The sequence below is a fragment of the Serratia sp. BNK-12 genome, assembly GCF_047456085.1.
GTDB classification, from domain to species: Bacteria; Pseudomonadota; Gammaproteobacteria; order Enterobacterales; family Enterobacteriaceae; genus Serratia; species Serratia liquefaciens.
Map to the genome: position 1 here is coordinate 3,838,291 of NZ_CP179896.1, position 17,801 is coordinate 3,856,091.

General features: G+C 56.2%; 15 protein-coding genes and 2 tRNA genes. 12 read left to right on the plus strand and 5 right to left on the minus strand.

The annotated features are described in order from the left end of the window. The first annotated feature begins 195 nt into the window (after positions 1–195). The 9 genes from modE to gpmA all read left to right on the plus strand — a co-directional run bounded on the left by modE (position 196) and on the right by gpmA (position 9,253). Positions 196–987 carry a molybdenum-dependent transcriptional regulator gene (gene modE / locus ACMGG1_RS17890; protein ID WP_046374251.1) on the plus strand — a complete coding sequence of 264 codons (792 nt, stop codon included), beginning with the start codon at positions 196–198 and terminating at the stop codon, positions 985–987. 90 nt (positions 988–1,077) lie between these two features. Further along, positions 1,078–2,550 carry a molybdate ABC transporter ATP-binding protein ModF gene (gene modF / locus ACMGG1_RS17895; protein ID WP_174573881.1) on the plus strand — a complete coding sequence of 491 codons (1,473 nt, stop codon included), beginning with the start codon at positions 1,078–1,080 and terminating at the stop codon, positions 2,548–2,550. A gap of 131 nt (positions 2,551–2,681) precedes the next feature. Further along, the gene (locus tag ACMGG1_RS17900) at positions 2,682–3,254 is read left to right on the plus strand and encodes a cysteine hydrolase family protein (protein WP_414160908.1); all 573 of its coding nucleotides are present in this window, start codon (positions 2,682–2,684) and stop codon (positions 3,252–3,254) included. A gap of 153 nt (positions 3,255–3,407) precedes the next feature. Then, positions 3,408–4,229, plus strand: a complete 822-nt coding sequence (locus ACMGG1_RS17905; protein WP_217330923.1) for a CPBP family intramembrane glutamic endopeptidase — start codon at positions 3,408–3,410, stop codon at positions 4,227–4,229. Positions 4,230–4,514: 285 nt separating this feature from the next. Continuing rightward, on the plus strand, positions 4,515–5,567 hold the full coding sequence (gene galT, locus ACMGG1_RS17910) for a galactose-1-phosphate uridylyltransferase (protein WP_020825697.1): 1,053 nt from the start codon (positions 4,515–4,517) through the stop codon (positions 5,565–5,567). After that, entirely contained in the window at positions 5,564–6,715 is a 1,152-nt protein-coding gene (gene galK, locus ACMGG1_RS17915; protein ID WP_046374255.1) for a galactokinase, read from the plus strand. The genes galT and galK overlap by 4 nt, the downstream gene beginning before the upstream one ends. Then, positions 6,709–7,752 (plus strand): galactose-1-epimerase, encoded by a 1,044-nt coding sequence (galM, locus tag ACMGG1_RS17920; protein WP_414160909.1) that lies wholly within the window; start codon positions 6,709–6,711, stop codon positions 7,750–7,752. Before galK ends, galM begins: the two co-directional genes overlap by 7 nt. A gap of 196 nt (positions 7,753–7,948) precedes the next feature. After that, positions 7,949–8,287 (plus strand): PsiF family protein, encoded by a 339-nt coding sequence (locus ACMGG1_RS17925; RefSeq protein ID WP_020825694.1) that lies wholly within the window; start codon positions 7,949–7,951, stop codon positions 8,285–8,287. A 213-nt stretch (positions 8,288–8,500) separates the two neighbouring features. After that, positions 8,501–9,253, plus strand: coding sequence for a 2,3-diphosphoglycerate-dependent phosphoglycerate mutase (gene gpmA, locus ACMGG1_RS17930; RefSeq protein ID WP_004941818.1), 753 nt, complete (start codon positions 8,501–8,503; stop codon positions 9,251–9,253). 70 nt (positions 9,254–9,323) lie between these two features. Here the strand turns inward: gpmA and aroG are convergent, their stop codons facing one another. Further along, complete coding sequence (aroG, locus tag ACMGG1_RS17935) at positions 9,324–10,376, minus strand: 3-deoxy-7-phosphoheptulonate synthase AroG (RefSeq protein ID WP_020825692.1); 1,053 nt, start codon at positions 10,374–10,376, stop codon at positions 9,324–9,326. A 206-nt stretch (positions 10,377–10,582) separates the two neighbouring features. On the opposite strand from aroG, the gene ACMGG1_RS17940 reads away from it, so the two are divergent. The 3 genes from ACMGG1_RS17940 to zitB are packed head-to-tail and all read left to right on the plus strand — an operon-like array spanning position 10,583 to position 15,362. Next, entirely contained in the window at positions 10,583–11,188 is a 606-nt protein-coding gene (locus ACMGG1_RS17940) for a response regulator (protein WP_400825093.1), read from the plus strand. After that, positions 11,185–14,400 carry an ATP-binding protein gene (locus ACMGG1_RS17945; protein WP_414160910.1) on the plus strand — a complete coding sequence of 1,072 codons (3,216 nt, stop codon included), beginning with the start codon at positions 11,185–11,187 and terminating at the stop codon, positions 14,398–14,400. The genes ACMGG1_RS17940 and ACMGG1_RS17945 overlap by 4 nt, the downstream gene beginning before the upstream one ends. After that, positions 14,400–15,362, plus strand: a complete 963-nt coding sequence (gene zitB, locus ACMGG1_RS17950; RefSeq protein ID WP_046374259.1) for a CDF family zinc transporter ZitB — start codon at positions 14,400–14,402, stop codon at positions 15,360–15,362. The genes ACMGG1_RS17945 and zitB overlap by 1 nt, the downstream gene beginning before the upstream one ends. A gap of 38 nt (positions 15,363–15,400) precedes the next feature. Here the strand turns inward: zitB and pnuC are convergent, their stop codons facing one another. The 4 genes from pnuC to ACMGG1_RS17970 form a co-directional block, all read right to left on the minus strand. Continuing rightward, positions 15,401–16,126, minus strand: a complete 726-nt coding sequence (gene pnuC / locus ACMGG1_RS17955) for a nicotinamide riboside transporter PnuC (protein ID WP_046374260.1) — start codon at positions 16,124–16,126, stop codon at positions 15,401–15,403. A 21-nt stretch (positions 16,127–16,147) separates the two neighbouring features. Further along, positions 16,148–17,209: a quinolinate synthase NadA gene (gene nadA, locus ACMGG1_RS17960; RefSeq protein ID WP_041415250.1), complete on the minus strand. Its 1,062-nt coding sequence runs from the start codon at positions 17,207–17,209 to the stop codon at positions 16,148–16,150. Positions 17,210–17,554: 345 nt separating this feature from the next. Beyond that, positions 17,555–17,630 (minus strand) — tRNA-Lys (locus tag ACMGG1_RS17965). Between the two features lie 55 nt (positions 17,631–17,685). Then, a tRNA-Lys gene (locus ACMGG1_RS17970) sits at positions 17,686–17,761 on the minus strand. Between the last annotated feature and the right edge of the window lie 40 nt (positions 17,762–17,801).

The window sequence follows — 17,801 nt, forward strand, 5'->3', positions numbered from 1 at the left end:
TTACAGCATCCCTTTGGTGAAATAAAAACCCGCCGTGGTCGGCATCAATTATTATATTTTTTGTTATGTTATAACATTTCAATAATTGAAGGCCAGTTTTTATTGTTACCGAGCCCTGGCTGTTGCCGACGCATCCTTTGGCGCTTTGCGGCTAAATCGGCGACAATAAGGCTTTTGCAGCCGACAGGACGCGTTATGCAGGCCGAAATTCTTCTTACCCTAAAACTTCAGCAGAAGCTGTTCGCCGACCCGCGCCGCATCGCGCTGCTGAAACAGGTCCGGCACACCGGCTCCATCAGCCAGGGCGCCAAACTGGCGGGCATCAGCTACAAAAGTGCCTGGGACGCGATTAACGAAATGAACCAGTTGGCGGAACAGACGGTGGTGGAACGTGCCACCGGCGGCAAAGGCGGTGGCGGTGCGCAGGTGACTCGCTACGGTGAGCGGTTGATCCAGCTTTACGATCTGCTGGGGCAGATCCAACAAAAAGCCTTCGACGTGCTGCAACAGGACGAGTTGCCGCTCGATAGCCTGTTAGCGGCAATCTCGCGTTTCTCGCTGCAAACCAGCGCCCGCAACCAGTTCTTTGGCACCGTGATCGAACGCGATCACCAGCAGGTGCAGCAGCATCTGGATATTCTGCTTAACGACGGCAAAACCCGTCTCAGCGCGGCCATCACCCAACAGAGCGCCGATCGGCTGCAGCTCTCCCCCGGCAAGGAAGTGCTGGCGCTGATTAAAGCCCCCTGGGTGAAACTGAATACCGATCCGGCTCTGGTCGGGGCAGCGGACAACGCATTGGCGGGCGTGGTCGCCAGCATTCAACCGGGTGCCGATCACAGCGAGGTGCTGGTCACGCTGACGGGCGGTGAAACCCTGTGCGCCACCGTGGCCAACCCAGAGCTACAGCAGCTTAAACTGCGCACCGGCAGCCAGGTTCACGCCTTGTTTAACGCCGATCGGGTGATTGTCGCCACGTTGTGCTAAACGCAACGTAACGTTGCATTTTTGCCGATTGACATCGCTCCGCAATGCGCCTATTTCTAAACAAAATAATTGCATAAAAAGGAACAGGTGATGTCGTCGTTGCACATTTCGCAAGGTTCATTTCGCTTAAGCGATACCCGTACCCTGACGCTGGAAGCGCTGGAGATTCAGGCCGGCGACAGCTGGGCCTTTGTCGGCGCCAACGGCAGCGGCAAATCCGCCCTGGCACGCGCGCTGGCCGATGAACTGGTGTTGCTCAACGGCGAGCGCCGCAGCGATTTCAAGCATGCGGTACGCATCTCCTTCGAACAGTTGCAAAAGCTGGTCAGCGACGAATGGCAACGTAACAATACCGACCTGCTCAGCCCAGGCGAGGAAGATACCGGACGCACCGCAGCGGAAATCATTCAGGAAGAGGTCAAAGACCCCACGCGCTGCGCGCAGCTGGCGGAGCAGTTCGGCATTACCCCGCTGTTGTCACGTCGCTTTAAATACCTTTCTACCGGCGAAACGCGCAAAACCCTGCTGTGCCGGGCGCTAATGCCACAACCCGATTTACTGATCCTGGATGAACCCTTCGACGGGCTGGACGTGAATTCACGCGCTCAGTTGGCTACGCTGTTGAATGATCTCTCCGGGCATGGCTATACCCTGGTGCTGGTGCTCAATCGCTTTGACGAAGTGCCGGACTTTATCCGTAACGTGGGCGTGCTGGCCGATTGCACCCTGGCAAGCCAGGGGACGCGCCGGCAGGTGATGGCGGAAGCGCTGGTAGCGCAACTGGCGCACAGCGAGAATCTGGATGGCCTGGCGCTGCCGGAAACCGAAGATCCGGCGCAGAAAACCACGCTGCCGGCGGATCAACCGTTAATTATCCTGCGCGACGGGAGGGTCAGCTACAACGATCGACCTATTCTCAATCACCTCGACTGGCAGGTTAATCCCGGCGAACACTGGCAGATCGTCGGCCCGAACGGTGCCGGTAAATCGACGCTGCTCAGCCTGATCACCGGCGATCACCCTCAGGGGTACAGTAACGATCTTACCCTGTTCGGCCGGCGGCGCGGCAGCGGGGAAACCATCTGGGATATCAAACGCCATATCGGCTACGTCAGCAGCAGTCTGCATCTGGATTACCGCGTCAGCGCCAGCGTGCGCAACGTGATCCTGTCCGGTTTTTTCGATTCGATCGGCATTTACCAGGCGGTATCCGATCGCCAACGGCAATTGGCTGACCAATGGCTGGCGTTGCTGGGGCTGGGCGGTGCAAACGGCGAGGCCCCCTTCCACAGCCTTTCCTGGGGCCAGCAACGGTTAGCGCTGATCGCCCGCGCACTGGTCAAACACCCGGCGCTGTTGATCCTCGACGAACCGCTGCAGGGGCTGGATCCGCTCAATCGCCAGTTGGTCCGTCGCTTTGTCGACGTGTTGATCGGCCAGGGATCGACCCAACTGCTGTTTGTCTCCCACCATGCGGAAGACGCGCCGCAAAGTATTACCCACCGCCTGAGCTTTGTCCCTGATGGAGACGGCTACCGTTATCAGTTGGATACGCTGATCTGAAATCCTCGATAATCCGCGCGGATGGGTAGCCCCGCTACTCATCCGATGACATATCCGGCAACACTTCCTCTGCAACACATCACATTTGGCCTTTTATCATAAGGAGTAAAGGATCCGCTTCTGGAGACACCATGTCCGCCGCACTGATTATTATCGATCTTATCGACGATCTGATTGGCCCCAAAGGGCGTGCGAATCATTGCCGTGAGCAGATGTTGGCACTAAACCTGATTGCCAACACCAACGCCGCCGCGGCTTACGCCCGGGTACGTAAAATTCCTGTGATTTGGGTGCGCGTCGGTTTTGCCGACGATTATCACGACATTCCCGCTCACTCTCCGCTGTTCAGCCACCTGAAACAGATTGGCGCACTGCGTCTGAGCAGCCCCGGCTGCCAATGGGATAAGGATTTGCAGGTGCTGCCAACGGATATTCAGTTCGAAAAGCACGGCGTTAGCGCCTTTGCCGGTAACAATTTGTTAGCCTGGCTGCAGCAGCACCGCTGCCATCATTTGCTGCTAGGCGGGGTCAGTACCCCACTGGCGATCGAAAGCACAGCTAGACAGGCGCACGACGCCGGTTTTCTGGTGACGGTCTTGCAGGACTTATGCGCCGCACCGACGCAGGAAATCCACCAACAGAGTCTGGATATCCTGCAGAACCTGGCGGAAATCACCCGTTCGCAAGCCTGGATGAAGGGTTAACAGCACTATTTCACCCACTGCACCGACCTTTATCGTCATTTCGCTGTGCTACTATCCGGCATAGTGCCCAACTCACCGATCATTCGCACACCGATAAAGCAATGATTGCCTTCGGTAATGGGTACCGTGTGCATATTTTAAAGGGACATAGTTATGTGGGGCGTACTGGCTTCTTCGTTATTCTTTTTGCCATTTAACCGGCTTATTGCCTGGTTGATTCTGGCCGCATCGGCGGGGATGGGCATGTACCACGCGGTACTCACCCCGCTCAGCCTGACTTGCTTATTAGGCATTGCCGCCCTCGCAGGGCTGCGACACCATTTTCGGACACGGCGTAATCTGGCTGTCCCACTTGAAGTGTTAGTGGTTTTAAGCTGTGTAGCGCTATTCCTGCACCTGGTGCCGGGGATCAATAACCAATTGATGATCGACGGCGATAAAGCAGGCCCGTTAAGCGCACCCTTCACCATGTATTACAACTTTGACAAGGCGATAGTGCCCTTCCTGTTGTTCGCCTGTCTGCCAACGTTGTTTAAACGCGATAAACCTGAAAAAAGCGTAGGTACATCGGCCTGGACGGCGCTGATTATCAGCGTTCCAGCCTTGCTGTTGCTGGCGGTGGCGCTTGGCGGCCTGAAGATTGAGCTGCATACCCCAACCTGGATCCTGCCGTTTATCATGGCCAACCTGTTCTTTGTCTGCATGGCTGAAGAAGCGCTGTTCCGCGGTTATCTGCAGCAACGGCTGAGCCAATGGTTGGGGGCTTGGCCGGCATTGATTATTGCCGCGCTGATTTTTGGCGCCGCGCATCTGGCCGGTGGCATGCTGATGGTCATTTTCGCCACGCTTGCCGGGTTGATTTACGGCCTGGCATGGATGTGGAGTGGCCGCTTGTGGGTGCCGATTTTATTCCACTTCGGACTTAATCTGACCCATCTGCTGCTGTTCACTTACCCGCTGTACCAGCATTCCTGATCGCCATAACCGGCAGGTGAACGCCTGCCGGTTACCAGTGTGAAAACGCTATCACTTCCAGCCTGATGCCAACTTTTTCAGCTTTCCCCCTCCTACACTGCCAGCGGTTTTCTCACTTGCATCACGCAGTGTAAACGATTCCATTTTTCGCTCTGGATCACCTTTTTCCCCGTGGGACGTGCTATCTTTTTGCTCATAGTTATCCATTTGTATGAGTCAAGGGTAGGTTAGCGGCAGATGAAAGCGATTACACCGCGCCGCATCGCCCGAGAAAAAGGAACCACCATGACGGATTTTAACCCCGTAGATCATCCCCATCGCCGCTACAACCCGCTGACCGGCCAATGGGTATTGGTCTCGCCACACCGTGCCAAACGGCCGTGGCAAGGCCAACAGGAGTCCACACAGCAGGAAACGTTGCCGCAGCACGATCCCGACTGTTTCCTCTGCCCGGGCAACACCCGTGTTACCGGCGATAAAAACCCGAACTATCAGGACACCTACGTATTCACCAACGACTTTGCCGCGCTGATGACGGATACCCCGCTGGCACCGGAAAGTCAGGATCCCCTGATGCGCTGCCAGAGCGCCCGTGGCACCAGCCGGGTGATTTGTTTCTCGCCCGATCACAGCAAGACCCTGCCGGAATTGCCGCTGCAAGCGCTGGAACGAGTGATTGCCACCTGGCAGGAACAGACCGCCGATCTGGGACGCAGCTATCCGTGGGTGCAGGTTTTTGAAAACAAAGGCGCCGCGATGGGCTGCTCTAATCCGCATCCGCATGGACAGGTTTGGGCCAACAGCTTCTTGCCGAACGAAGTCGAGCATGAGGATCGGCTGCAACGCGAGTATTTCCAACGGCACCACTCCGCGATGTTGACGGATTACGTCCAGCGCGAACAGGCTGACGGCAGCCGTACGGTGGTGGAAACCGAACACTGGCTGGCCGTGGTGCCCTACTGGGCGGCCTGGCCGTTTGAAACGCTGCTGTTGCCGAAGAGTTCAGTGCAGCGCATTACCGATCTCAGCGCCGAACAGAGCCGTGACCTGGCCGTGGCGCTGAAAAAACTGACCAGCCGTTACGACAACCTGTTCCAGTGCTCCTTCCCCTACTCCATGGGCTGGCACGGCGCCCCGTTTAACGACGCAGATAACCGCCATTGGCAACTACACGCCCACTTCTATCCGCCGCTGCTGCGTTCCGCCACGGTGCGTAAATTTATGGTGGGTTACGAGATGCTGGCAGAAACCCAGCGCGATTTGACTGCAGAACAGGCCGCAGAACGTCTGCGTGCCGTTAGCGATGTTCATTACCGTGAAGCCGGAGCCCAACAATGAGTTTAAAGAACCTTACCCACACCCTTTTTACCGAACGTTTTGGCTACGCGCCCGCGCTGACTATCCAGGCCCCGGGCCGGGTGAACTTGATCGGCGAGCATACCGACTATAACGACGGTTTTGTGCTGCCGTGCGCCATCGATTACCAGACGGTGATCGCCTGCGCCAAACGCGACGACCGTCAGATCCGGGTGATCGCCGCCGATTACGACGCCGAGCAGGATCTGTTTTCGCTCGACGAACCGATCGTCAGCCATCCAACCCAACGCTGGTCCGATTATGTACGCGGCGTGATCAAACACCTGCAGCAACGCAACAGCGATTTTGGCGGTGCGGACCTGGTGATTTCCGGTAATGTGCCGCAAGGTGCCGGCCTCAGTTCTTCCGCCTCTTTGGAAGTCGCCGTTGGTCAGGCCATGCAGGCACTGTATGCCCTGCCGCTGGATGGCGTAGCGCTGGCCCTCAATGGGCAAGAAGCAGAGAATCAGTTTGTCGGCTGTAACTGCGGGATTATGGATCAACTGATTTCCGCGCTCGGCGAACGGGATCATGCTTTGCTGATCGACTGCCGAACGCTGGAAACCCGCGCAGTATCGGTGCCGGAAGATATCGCGGTGGTGATCATCAATTCCAATGTGAAACGCGGTCTGGTAGACAGCGAATACAACACCCGCCGCAAGCAGTGTGAGGAAGCCGCGCGCTTCTTCGGTGTCAAAGCGCTGCGCGATGTCAGCCCGGATCTGTTTTTCCCGATCCAGCATGAGCTGGATCCGATCGTCGCCAAACGAGCGCGTCATGTGATCAGCGAAAACGATCGTACACTGGCTGCTGCCGATGCGCTGGCCGCTGGTGATATGAAGCTGATGGGCAAACTGATGGCGGAGTCGCACGCCTCGATGCGCGATGATTTTGAAATTACCGTGCCGCCGATCGACCGGCTGGTGGAGATCGTCAAAGCCGTTATCGGCGACCGCGGCGGCGTGCGCATGACCGGCGGTGGTTTTGGCGGCTGTATCGTGGCGCTGATGCCACAGGCGCTGGTCGAGCCGGTCCGCGAGGCAGTAGCACGCGAATACCCGCTGCAGACCCATGGGCTGAAAGAAACCTTTTACGTCTGTAAGGCGTCAGAGGGGGCCGGCAGATGCTGAGCGACAGTCAAACGTTGGCCCCTGACGGCCAGCCCTACCAATTGACCCAGTTGAAAAACGCTGGCGGAATGACGGTAACGCTGATGGATTGGGGCGCCACTTGGCTCTCCGCAGTATTGCAGCTGAAATCGGGCAAAACGCGCGAGTTGCTGCTGGGGTGTCGTACCCCAGCGGACTACCTGAATCAAGCGGCCTACCTGGGCGCTACCGTCGGGCGCTACGCCAACCGTATCGCGCACGCCAGCCTGCAGATTGATGGCAAACCGCATCCGCTGGTCGCCAATCAGGGAGAACACCAGCTGCACGGTGGGCCAGAGGGATTTAATGCCCGCCGCTGGCGCATTACCCAACAGGATCAGCAGCAGGTGAGCTACGCCTTGCATTCGCCAGACGGTGACCAGGGTTTTCCCGGCAATCTCGACATTCAGGTCAACTATCGACTCACTGCCGACAATCGACTGGAAATCAGCTATCAAGCGCGGACCGACAGCGCCTGCCCGGTCAATTTAACCAACCACGCCTACTTCAACCTCGACGGGGCCGGAACCGACGCCCGCCATCAGCGGCTACAGCTGTTTGCCGACCGCTATCTGCCGGTCGACAGCGAAGGCATCCCCTGTGCCGATCTAACCCCGGTGGCAGACAGCGGCATGGACTTCCGCCAACCAAAAACGCTGCTGCAGGATTTTTTGAGCGATCGCTGCCAACAGCGGGTAAAAGGCTACGATCATGCCTTTTTGCTGCATCGTACCTGTGGCGCATTGGACTGCCCGGCGGCCCATCTTTGGTCGGCTGATGGCCAGGTACAAATGAGCGTCTTCACCAGTGCGCCGGCGTTGCAGCTCTACAGCGGCAACTATCTGGGCGGAACCCCGGCACGCGAAGGCGGCAGCTATGCCAATTACGCCGGCGTGGCGCTGGAAAGCGAGTTTTTGCCGGACAGTCCGAACCACCCGGAATGGCCGCAGCCCGACTGTTGGCTGCAGCCGGGGCAACAATACCTGAGCGCCACCCATTATCAGTTTTATCCTATCTGACCCGCTACGCCCCTTGCCACGCGGCGAGGGGCCGTTTGTTATAAATGCTTACCTTTTTACCCCGCTGCCGCGCCGAGGGCTGCCTTTCCTTATTCCAAAGCGCGCACTAGAATCAGGCTACGGTGATAAGCACAACACCTTGTGCAACGTCACAATTTTCGGCCACCCCGGCCGGCCAATAGCTGAAGGAACACCTATGCGTCTGATTACTGCACTTCCATTACTGGCGGGTTTACTGCTGAGCACCAATCTGATGGCTGCCGAGACCGCAGCAAAAACGCCATCACCGGCACAGGCCGCGCAGCAGAAACGCATGACCGATTGTAATCAACAGGCCACCAGCAAAACGCTGAAAGGCGCGGATCGCTCTACCTTCATGAGCACCTGCCTGAAATCCGAAGGCACCGCTGCGACCAAAACGCTGACTCCGCAGCAGCAGAAAATGAAAACCTGTAACGCCGACGCCAAGACCAAAAGCCTGAAGGGTGACGAGCGTAAAACCTTTATGAGCAATTGCCTGAAAAAAGCAGCCTGATTGCCCTTCCCCACGGCACGGCCGAATCTCCCTTCGCCGTGCCGCACTCCCTGTCTGCACCAGCCTGATCGATTCAGCTTTTCCTCAGAACAGCACTTACTTTGCGGCAAGAAATTGGCTATGGTTAAACACTATCGATTGCCGAGCCCCCGGCCGCGGCAATATAATGATTTTCGTTATCATTGAAATGTCAGATTATTAAGGAGTTAAGCTATGGCTGTAACTAAGCTGGTTCTGGTGCGTCACGGCGAAAGCCAGTGGAACAACGAAAACCGCTTCACCGGTTGGTATGATGTTGATTTGTCCGACAAAGGCCGCACCGAAGCGAAAGCAGCAGGCAAACTGTTGAAAGACGAAGGTTTCTCTTTTGACTTTGCTTACACCTCCGTACTGAAGCGCGCTATCCACACCCTGTGGAACATTCTGGACGAACTGGATCAGGCCTGGCTGCCGACTGAGAAATCCTGGAAACTGAACGAACGCCACTACGGCGCGCTGCAGGGTCTGAACAAGGCTGAAACCGCAGAAAAATACGGTGACGAGCAGGTTAAGCAATGGCGTCGCGGCTTCGCCGTTACTCCACCAGAGCTGACCAAAGATGACGAACGTTACCCGGGCCACGATCCGCGTTATTCCGCGCTGACCGAGAAAGAGCTGCCGCTGACCGAGAGTCTGGCGCTGACCATCGATCGCGTGATCCCTTACTGGGACGAAGAAATTCTGCCACGCATCAAAAGCGGCGAGCGCGTTATCGTTGCTGCACACGGCAACTCCCTGCGTGCGCTGGTGAAATACCTGGATAACCTGAGCGAAGACGAGATCCTCGAGCTGAACATCCCAACCGGCGTGCCGTTGGTGTATGAATTTGACGAGAACTTCAAGCCAATCAAACGTTACTACCTGGGTAATGCCGACGAGATCGCTGCTAAAGCGGCCGCCGTGGCAAACCAGGGTAAAGCGAAGTAATTTTCGCCGCATGATCTAAAAAGCCCCCGGTTTTGGCCGGGGGCTTTTTTATTGGAACCAGGCAGGTTTATCAGCCGCGGCGCGCTTTCACCGCTGTTGCCAACTCGCGCAGCACGGTTTCGGTGTCTTCCCAACCGATGCAGGCATCGGTGACGCTCTTGCCATAAACCAGCGGATCGCCGCTTTCCAGGTTTTGGTTGCCCTCCACCAGATGGCTTTCAATCATCACGCCCATAATCGCCTTTTCGCCGCCGGCAATCTGCTTGCAAACGTCAGCATTCACTTCCAGCTGCTTTTTGAATTGCTTGCTGCTGTTGGCATGGCTGAAATCGATCATCACCTGCGCCGGCAGACCCGCTTTGACCAGGCCTTCTTTGACTTCTTTCACATGCGCCGCGCTGTAGTTCGGCTCTTTGCCGCCGCGCAGAATAATGTGGCAATCGCCGTTACCGCTGGTGTTCACAATGGCTGAATGGCCCCATTTGGTCACCGACAGGAAACAGTGCGGTGCGCTGGCAGCATTGATGGCGTCAATAGCAACCTTGATGGTGCCGTCGGTACCGTTCTTGAAGCCAACCGGGCAAGACAGGCCGGAAGAGAGCTCGCGATGCACCTGAGATTCAGTGGTACGAGCGCCGATCGCGCCCCAGCTCATCAGATCTGCCAGGTACTGCGGGGTGATCATGTCGAGGAATTCGCCCGCCGCCGGCAAACCGGTATCGTTAATATCCAGCAGCAGCTTACGGGCCAGACGCAGACCGTCGTTGATCTGGAAGCTGTTATCCATTTGCGGATCGTTGATCAATCCTTTCCAGCCCACGGTGGTACGCGGCTTTTCAAAATAAACCCGCATCACCACTTCCAGCTCGCCGCTCAGTTCCTGACGCAGCGACAGCAGGCGACCGGCATACTCTTTCGCCGCTTTGGTATCGTGGATTGAACAAGGGCCAATCACCACCAGCAGGCGATCGTCACTGCCGCGAAGGATCTGATGAATGGCACTGCGTGCCTTTGACACCGTCTCTGCTGCACGTTCAGTAGCCGGAAACTTCTCTAACAGGGCCACCGGTGGCAGGAGTTCCTTAATTTCTTTAATGCGTAAATCGTCGTTTTGGTAATTCATAACTTTTCCATTCGGTATCGAGAGGCGGTATTTCGCAGAGCATAGATCCAACCAATTTAGCCTGTGCGGATAACGCTGTAAATCACCTTTGCCACCTGCCGAATGAACCTCTAAATTAACAGTGGATTGTGCTGTTTCATCAGGGGAGCGCAGTGGCTCCTTTTTCGTTATGCTAACGGCCAGGATACTGTTACTCGAGCCAAGCCATGCCCTCTTTGTTATTAGTTGATGACCACCCGGTGGTTCATGTCGCACTGGAAGCGGCGCTAATCAAGTCATCCCGCCTCTATCACCTGCAGGCGGTGCAAGACGATGTTCAGGCAATGGCCCAATTGGCCACGGCCGACTTTGCGCTGGTGATCCTCGATATCGGTCTGCCGCAGGTGGACGGTTTGCAATTATTGAAAAAAATCCGCCGCCACTATCCGCAGCAACCGATCATGATCTATACCGCACAGGAAGAAGATATCTACGCCCGTATGGCCTATTCGGCCGGCGCCAACGGATTTGTGCACAAGGGCAGCCGTCTCGAAGAGCTGGTGCTGGCGATTGAAACCGTACTGGATGGAAGCTTGAGCTTTCCCGCCACCGCCATGACCGAGGAGGCGCTACCGGCAGAAGGTACACTGCTGACGCCAAAAGAACTGCAGGTGCTCGGGCTGCTCAGCAAAGGCTTGTCCAATCTGCAAATCGCCGAGATGCTGAACATCAGCAACAAAACCGTCAGTACCCACAAGAAGAATATTCTGCGTAAGACCGGCGCCAGTAATCTGTTGGAGCTGGTGGCGGTGTTTAAAGAGCTGGCGCCATGATGCGTGCGCTTTTGCTGCTGATAACGATGTTGCTGTGCGTCGGCAGTCTGGCGCACGCGGCGCAGCCGGTACGTTATCAATTGGTCAGCAACCTGAATATCCCGCCCGACCTGCTGATCGCCAGCGAGAAAAATCCCTGGCGCGACGCGACGCTGCGCATCGGTATCATCAGTGAAAATACCAGCCCTTATAATATTATTGTGGATGACGACCTGTACGGTCTGAATGCCGACTACCTGGGCTATGTTCAACAGGTCACCGGCATCCACTTTCAGATCTACGGCTTCTCCGATCTGGCGAAACTTGAGCAAGCGTTGCATGACGGGACTGTCGATCTGGTGTACGGCATTCCGCAAAACGAAGCGCTACACGGCCTGAAAATTTCTCAGCCTTATTACGTCAGTAACCTGCGCGTACTGCGCGATCGCAGCAACGATCGCAAAGTGATGCTCAACTCCGCCAATGCCCGGGTGGCGATCAGCACCCTGACCGATATGCAGGCCGGCAATGCGCTAAAGACGGTGTCGTCCCACGTACAACGCTATAACAACAACCTTCAGGCGGTGTATGCCCTGCTCAATGGCAGCAGCGACTACTTTATTGCCGATGAAGCCAGCGCCAGCTTTATTATCGACCAGCTGCAGCTCGGCCAGCTTTATCAGATCGAAAGTACCCTCAACCTCGGCAACCTGTCGTTCGTATTTGCCGCCGCCAACCCGGCGCTGATCGAGACCCTCAACGTGGCCATCGCCGACACCCCGATGGAGTTGATGAATGCCATCCAAAGCCGCTGGAGTAAAAAGATCCCCAGCTATCTCGATACCGGCAATGCCGATCTGACGCAGATGGAGAAAAGCTGGGTGAAGACTCACCCCACCGTCTATTACGCCGCCATCGAGAATAATTTCCCCTTCGCTTACCGCGGTTCCGGTGGGCAAGCGCGCGGTTATGCCATCGACATTTTGAATATCATTGCGCAAAACACCGGGTTGCGCTTTGTTCCGCTGTGGGCGCGCAATGCCGAACAGGCCGATCAACTGGTGCAATCCGGCCAGGCCAGCTTTCGCACCGCGTTACCATTGGCGCGTGGGGTTAAAGCGCGCTACAGCGCAAGTATGCCCATCCACCGTTCGCTGTGGGGGGTGTATGTTGGCCAACACGACAACGGGATTTCCACCTGGAGCGATCTGGCCGGTAAACGCATTGGCGTACTGCAGGGCGATCTGGCACAAGGCCTGGTGCCTGCCAACGAAGAACAGATCCGTTTTGCCGACAGTAAGGCCATGTATGACGCTCTGGCTAACGGCCAGTTGGATGCGCTGGTGGATAACGTGATTTCGGCAAACTTTGTCGCTTTGTCTCGTTACTCCGGGGCGATAAAGTTGGCGTTCGCCGCCAATAATATTGCCTACCCGGTAGCGTTCGGCGTGCGGCAGGATCAGCCATTACTGTTGGCTATCCTCGATAAAAACCTGATGCAGATCCCGTCGGAAACGCTGCAATCACTGCGCGATGAGTGGATTGTCGATCGTAGCAACCTGATTGACGCCGTGAATGAAAACCGTATGCAGCCACAAACCACCTGGCTGCTGGCGCTGCTGGCTGCGGCGATCCTGTTGCTGTTGGGGCTGACCCTGCGCCGGTTTATCCTGCAGAGACGGGATAAGCGCGAACGGGAAGTGCTTGAACAGGCTCGTCGGCATGCGGAAGCCGAAAACCGAATGAAGAGTAAATTCCTGGCTACCGTCAGCCATGAATTGCGTACTCCGATGCACGCCATTCTTGGTTTGTTGGAGCTAGAGCTGAAACGTCAGCCAACGCCCGAGGGGCTGCCGGTGATCTACAGCTCGGCATCATCGTTGCTCAACCTGCTCAATGACTTGCAAGATCATGCCCGACTGGCCACCGGCTCGTTAACCTTAGCGCCCAAGGCCGTAGCCCTGCACCCTTGGGTGGCCCACATTAGCGCCCTGTACCGACCGCTGATTGGCGAACGCCCAGTCACGTTAAACGTGAGTGCGGCCGACAACCTGCCCGCAGCCGTTCTTATTGATGGTGAGCGTTTACTTCAGGTCGCTAACAATCTGATAAATAATGCGATTAAGTTCACACCGCGCGGCAGTATTCAGGTCAGCATCGGCTGGCGTGAGCAGTCTGCACAGCAGGGAGAACTGTCGCTGACGGTGACCGACAGCGGGTGTGGCATCGCCGCCGATGAGATTGGCAAACTGTTCCAGCCGTTTTACCGCGCGCGCGGTGCGCAGCGAGTATCCGTGCAGGGAACCGGATTAGGGCTGTCTATTTGCAAGGAAATTATCGAACAAATGGGCGGACGGATTGAGTTGCACTCGCGTCTCGGCGTCGGCACTGAGGTTTCCCTGTCGGTACCGGTCACCGAGGTTGCTCTTGACTCGGCGACACAGCAAACCGATAAGCCGCTCAACCTGCCGCCGCCGAGTTTGCGCGTGGCGCTGATTGACGATCACCCCACCAATCTCCTGCTGATGGAACGACAGTTGCGCCACTTCGGTCTGCAGCCGACGCTGTTCGAGCAGGGTTATCCGCTGCTGAAAGCCCATCGTCGGCAGCCGTTTGATCTGCTGTTCATTGATTACAATATGCCGCGCCCGGATGGCCTGACGCTAGCAAGACTGATACGCCGCGACGAGCAGCGGCATCATCTCCCGGCTTGCCAAATTATCCTCTGCTCGGCGGACGTGCAGGAATTTACCCGTATCCCGCCGGAGCTGGTGGCTATAGATCGCTTTTTAACCAAGCCCATCTCGCTGGACGCACTCGCTCAAGCGTTGCCACAGCAACCCCAGGCGCTGGAGCAGCAGTTAGTCCTTACTGACCTTCAGCAGTCCCTGGCCGATATGGCCGATAATGACCGACCGATGATCCAGCGTTTGGCGACAACGCTGCTGACAACCCTGCAGCAAGACCGACAGCGGCTCGCGCTAGCGGCACAAAGCGAGGACTGGCTACAGCTTGGGCAAGCCGCGCATCGCATTAAGGGTAGCCTGTTGATGTTGCAACTGCCGGCAGCGGCCAGCCTGTGCCAACAATTGGTGGAAAGCGGTCGTGAAGGAACATTGCTTCAGGACGCCTATACTGAACTAAGTACGTTAGTGGAACAGATACTGATAGAACTGGATGATCTGGTCAGCGCTAACGAGTCGTATATTGCTATGCATCATAAGGATGAATAATGTCGGATAGCCCGCACGTACACCTACCGAAAGACAGTAATAGTAAACGCCTACTGACCGCTTTTTTAGTCACTGCGGTATTCATGATCGCCGAAGTGATCGGTGGGTTAATTTCAGGGTCCCTGGCGCTGCTGGCCGATGCCGGCCATATGCTCACCGATGCGGCGGCGCTGCTGGTGGCATTGATGGCGGTGCACTTCTCGCAGCGTAAGCCCAATGCACGCCATACCTTCGGTTATCTGCGCTTGACGACGCTTGCGGCTTTCCTCAACGCCGCCGCGCTGTTGGTGATCGTGGTATTCATACTGTGGGAGGCGATACGGCGTTTCTTCGAACCACAGCCGGTGATGGGTACCCCAATGCTGATTATCGCCATAGCGGGGTTGCTGGCTAACCTGTTCGCCTTCTGGCTGTTGCACCGCGGCAGCGAAGAGAAGAACATCAACGTGCGGGCCGCGGCATTGCACGTATTGGGGGATTTACTGGGGTCGGTGGGTGCCATTGCCGCGGCGATTGTGATCCTGACCACCGGCTGGACGCCGATCGACCCGATATTGTCGGTACTGGTATCCTGCCTGGTGATACGCAGTGCCTGGCGGCTGCTGAAGGAGAGCTTCCACGAGCTGCTGGAAGGTACGCCACAGGAAGTGGATATCGCCAAACTGCAAAAAGACCTGTGCCTGAATATTCCGGAAGTACGCAATATCCACCACGTCCACGTCTGGCAGATTGGTGAACAGAAGCTGATGACGCTGCATGCGCAGGTGATACCGCCGAATGACCATGATGGCTTGCTGCGCCGCATTCAGGGCTATCTGTTGGAACACTACCGGATTGGCCACGTGACCATTCAAATGGAATACCAGCATTGTGATACGCCCGACTGCGGAATTAATCGGGCTCCCGAGCCGAGTGACCACTCACATTCCGGCTCGCATTCCCATCTGGGGCATCATCATTAAAACAAACGGGGCGCCTTGTAGGGCGCCCCGGCGATATTTTAAGGTGCGGAAGACAAAGGCCGCGAGTGGTTGTTGCCGGCGCTTTTGATCCACAGCCAGGAACCGTTCAGCGCAATCAGCGTCAGGATCACGTATTCCAGCGCCATGGCGTAAACGCCCTGATAGGCAAAAATCGCCACGCTAATCACGTCAATCACCACCCACAGCAACCAGTTTTCCACGTACTTGCGCGTCATCAGAATCATCGCGACGATCGACAGCACCATCATCGCCGAATCCCAGAACGGGAAGGCGTCCGGTTGCAGCTCAGGCATTTGCACGCTGAGGCCCAAGCCCTGCATTACCGTCACCGCAACCTGAGTCAACCAGGCGAAAACACGGTCGATATTAAAGGTCATCAGTGCAATGCCGATCACACATACCGCCGCCCAGCCCAATGCCTTCGGCAGCGGTAACCAACGAATCTTCAGCTCGGCCTGATTATCCTGCGTCTGGCGACTCCAGGCGTACCAGCCGTAGATATTGGCAACAAAGAAGAACAGCTGCAGCAGCAGGCTGGCGTAAAGCTGGATTTGGAAGAAAATCACCGCGAACAGCGTGACGTTAATCAGGCCGAACAGGTAATTGATGATTTTCTCTTTGCTGGCATACCAGATACACAACAAACCGAACAGGGTGCCGATCGCCTCAATCCATGACAGATCATAACCCCCTGCGCCCAGCGGGATATGCACCAAGATATTGCTGGTACTGAAAAAGCTCATTTTATTATCCTTATTAAACGGTTAAGCGTTCCCTTTTACCTGCATTTTTAATTGGGCAGCAAAATCCAACATCCGGTTCAGCGGGATTAACGCCTTTTGACGTAACGCCGCATCCACGTGGATCTCATGCAGTGCACCGCCCTGCTCCAGCCCGTCGGCAATCGCCTTCAGGCCGTTCATCGCCATCCATGGGCAGTGCGCACAGCTGCGACAGGTGGCGCCTTCACCGGCGGTCGGCGCTTCAAAAAGCTCCTTGTCCGGGCAGGCCTGTTGCATCTTATAAAAAATACCGCGATCGGTGGCGACAATCAGCTGCGGATTAGGCAAAGTTTTCGCCGCCTGTATCAATTGGCTGGTTGAGCCTACCGCATCGGCCAGGTCAACCACCGCCTGTGGCGACTCAGGGTGCACCAGTATCGCCGCGTCAGGGTATAAGGCCTTCATGCGCATCAGGGCCTGGGTTTTAAACTCGTCATGGACGATACAGGCCCCCTGCCAGCACAATACGTCGGCCCCTGTCTGCTTTTGCACATAGTTGCCCAGGTGACGGTCCGGGGCCCAGATGATTTTCTCGCCCAGGCTGTCGAGGTGCTCAATCAGTTCAACGGCGATACTGGAGGTAACTACCCAGTCCGCACGGGCTTTTACCGCCGCCGAGGTATTAGCGTAGACCACCACGGTGCGATCGGGGTGGCTGTCGCAAAATGCATGGAATTCTTCTTCCGGACAGCCAAGATCCAGCGAGCACTCTGCGTGCAGCGTCGGCATCAGCACCTGTTTTTCCGGGCTGAGGATTTTGGCGGTTTCGCCCATAAAGCGCACGCCGGCGACCAATAAGGTCGAAGCCGGGTGATTACTGCCAAAGCGCGCCATTTCCAGCGAGTCCGCCACACAGCCGCCGGTTTCCTCCGCCAGCGCCTGGATCTCAGGATCGGTATAGTAATGGGCCACCATCACCGCATTGCGCTGCTTGAGCAGGGTTTTAATCTTCTCACGATAAAACGCCTTCTGCGCGACGTCTAACGGCACGGGTTTGGGCGGGAACGGGTACACCGCCGCATTAACATCAAACATTTCACTCATCGCTGCAATCTCTGTGCTAGGCTGGGTGTCTGCTGCCCGGGTATTACCCATCGCAACCCCCTTCGTTTTATATACTAAACAAAATACCTAAAATTGAGCGAAAAGTCCGCTGATATTTTCAATATCACGCCGATGAAGTTTAATGGATTGAATTTTTGATCAAAGAGAGAGATCTGCAGGGGGAAAGTGCTTTCGTGATAGAGAGAATGGAGTGCGCATGCCAACAAAAATGGCGGAGGGTGGAACGTACCGGAGATTTTCACGAATCTGAACGCAGCTTCTGGCTTACGCGACTCGTGCTGTATGATTTTTAATTCTGGGGAAGTACTGAGGGACTATGAAAGATGGTGGGTCGTGCAGGATTCGAACCTGCGACCAATTGATTAAAAGTCAACTGCTCTACCAACTGAGCTAACGACCCACTGGTGTGGTTTACTGCTGAACCGCGTAAGCAGGAGAGGAACTCGCTGCAAGAATGGTGGGTCGTGCAGGATTCGAACCTGCGACCAATTGATTAAAAGTCAACTGCTCTACCAACTGAGCTAACGACCCACTGGTGTGGTTTACTGCTGAACAGCCAATACAAACCGAA

Excerpts from the sequence above, each read along its gene's own strand:
- gpmA (WP_004941818.1), top strand. The coding sequence starts at position 8,501 with ATGGCTGTAACTAAGCTGGTTCTGGTGCGTCACGGCGAAAGCCAGTGG.
- zitB (WP_046374259.1), top strand. The coding sequence starts at position 14,400 with ATGTCGGATAGCCCGCACGTACACCTACCGAAAGACAGTAATAGTAAA.
- ACMGG1_RS17940 (WP_400825093.1), top strand. The coding sequence starts at position 10,583 with ATGCCCTCTTTGTTATTAGTTGATGACCACCCGGTGGTTCATGTCGCA.
- ACMGG1_RS17900 (WP_414160908.1), top strand. The coding sequence starts at position 2,682 with ATGTCCGCCGCACTGATTATTATCGATCTTATCGACGATCTGATTGGC.
- modE (WP_046374251.1), top strand. The coding sequence starts at position 196 with ATGCAGGCCGAAATTCTTCTTACCCTAAAACTTCAGCAGAAGCTGTTC.
- ACMGG1_RS17945 (WP_414160910.1), top strand. The coding sequence starts at position 11,185 with ATGATGCGTGCGCTTTTGCTGCTGATAACGATGTTGCTGTGCGTCGGC.
- pnuC (WP_046374260.1), bottom strand. The coding sequence starts at position 16,126 with ATGAGCTTTTTCAGTACCAGCAATATCTTGGTGCATATCCCGCTGGGC.
- ACMGG1_RS17925 (WP_020825694.1), top strand. The coding sequence starts at position 7,949 with ATGCGTCTGATTACTGCACTTCCATTACTGGCGGGTTTACTGCTGAGC.
- ACMGG1_RS17905 (WP_217330923.1), top strand. The coding sequence starts at position 3,408 with ATGTGGGGCGTACTGGCTTCTTCGTTATTCTTTTTGCCATTTAACCGG.
- aroG (WP_020825692.1), bottom strand. The coding sequence starts at position 10,376 with ATGAATTACCAAAACGACGATTTACGCATTAAAGAAATTAAGGAACTC.
- nadA (WP_041415250.1), bottom strand. The coding sequence starts at position 17,209 with ATGAGTGAAATGTTTGATGTTAATGCGGCGGTGTACCCGTTCCCGCCC.
- galT (WP_020825697.1), top strand. The coding sequence starts at position 4,515 with ATGACGGATTTTAACCCCGTAGATCATCCCCATCGCCGCTACAACCCG.
- galM (WP_414160909.1), top strand. The coding sequence starts at position 6,709 with ATGCTGAGCGACAGTCAAACGTTGGCCCCTGACGGCCAGCCCTACCAA.
- galK (WP_046374255.1), top strand. The coding sequence starts at position 5,564 with ATGAGTTTAAAGAACCTTACCCACACCCTTTTTACCGAACGTTTTGGC.
- modF (WP_174573881.1), top strand. The coding sequence starts at position 1,078 with ATGTCGTCGTTGCACATTTCGCAAGGTTCATTTCGCTTAAGCGATACC.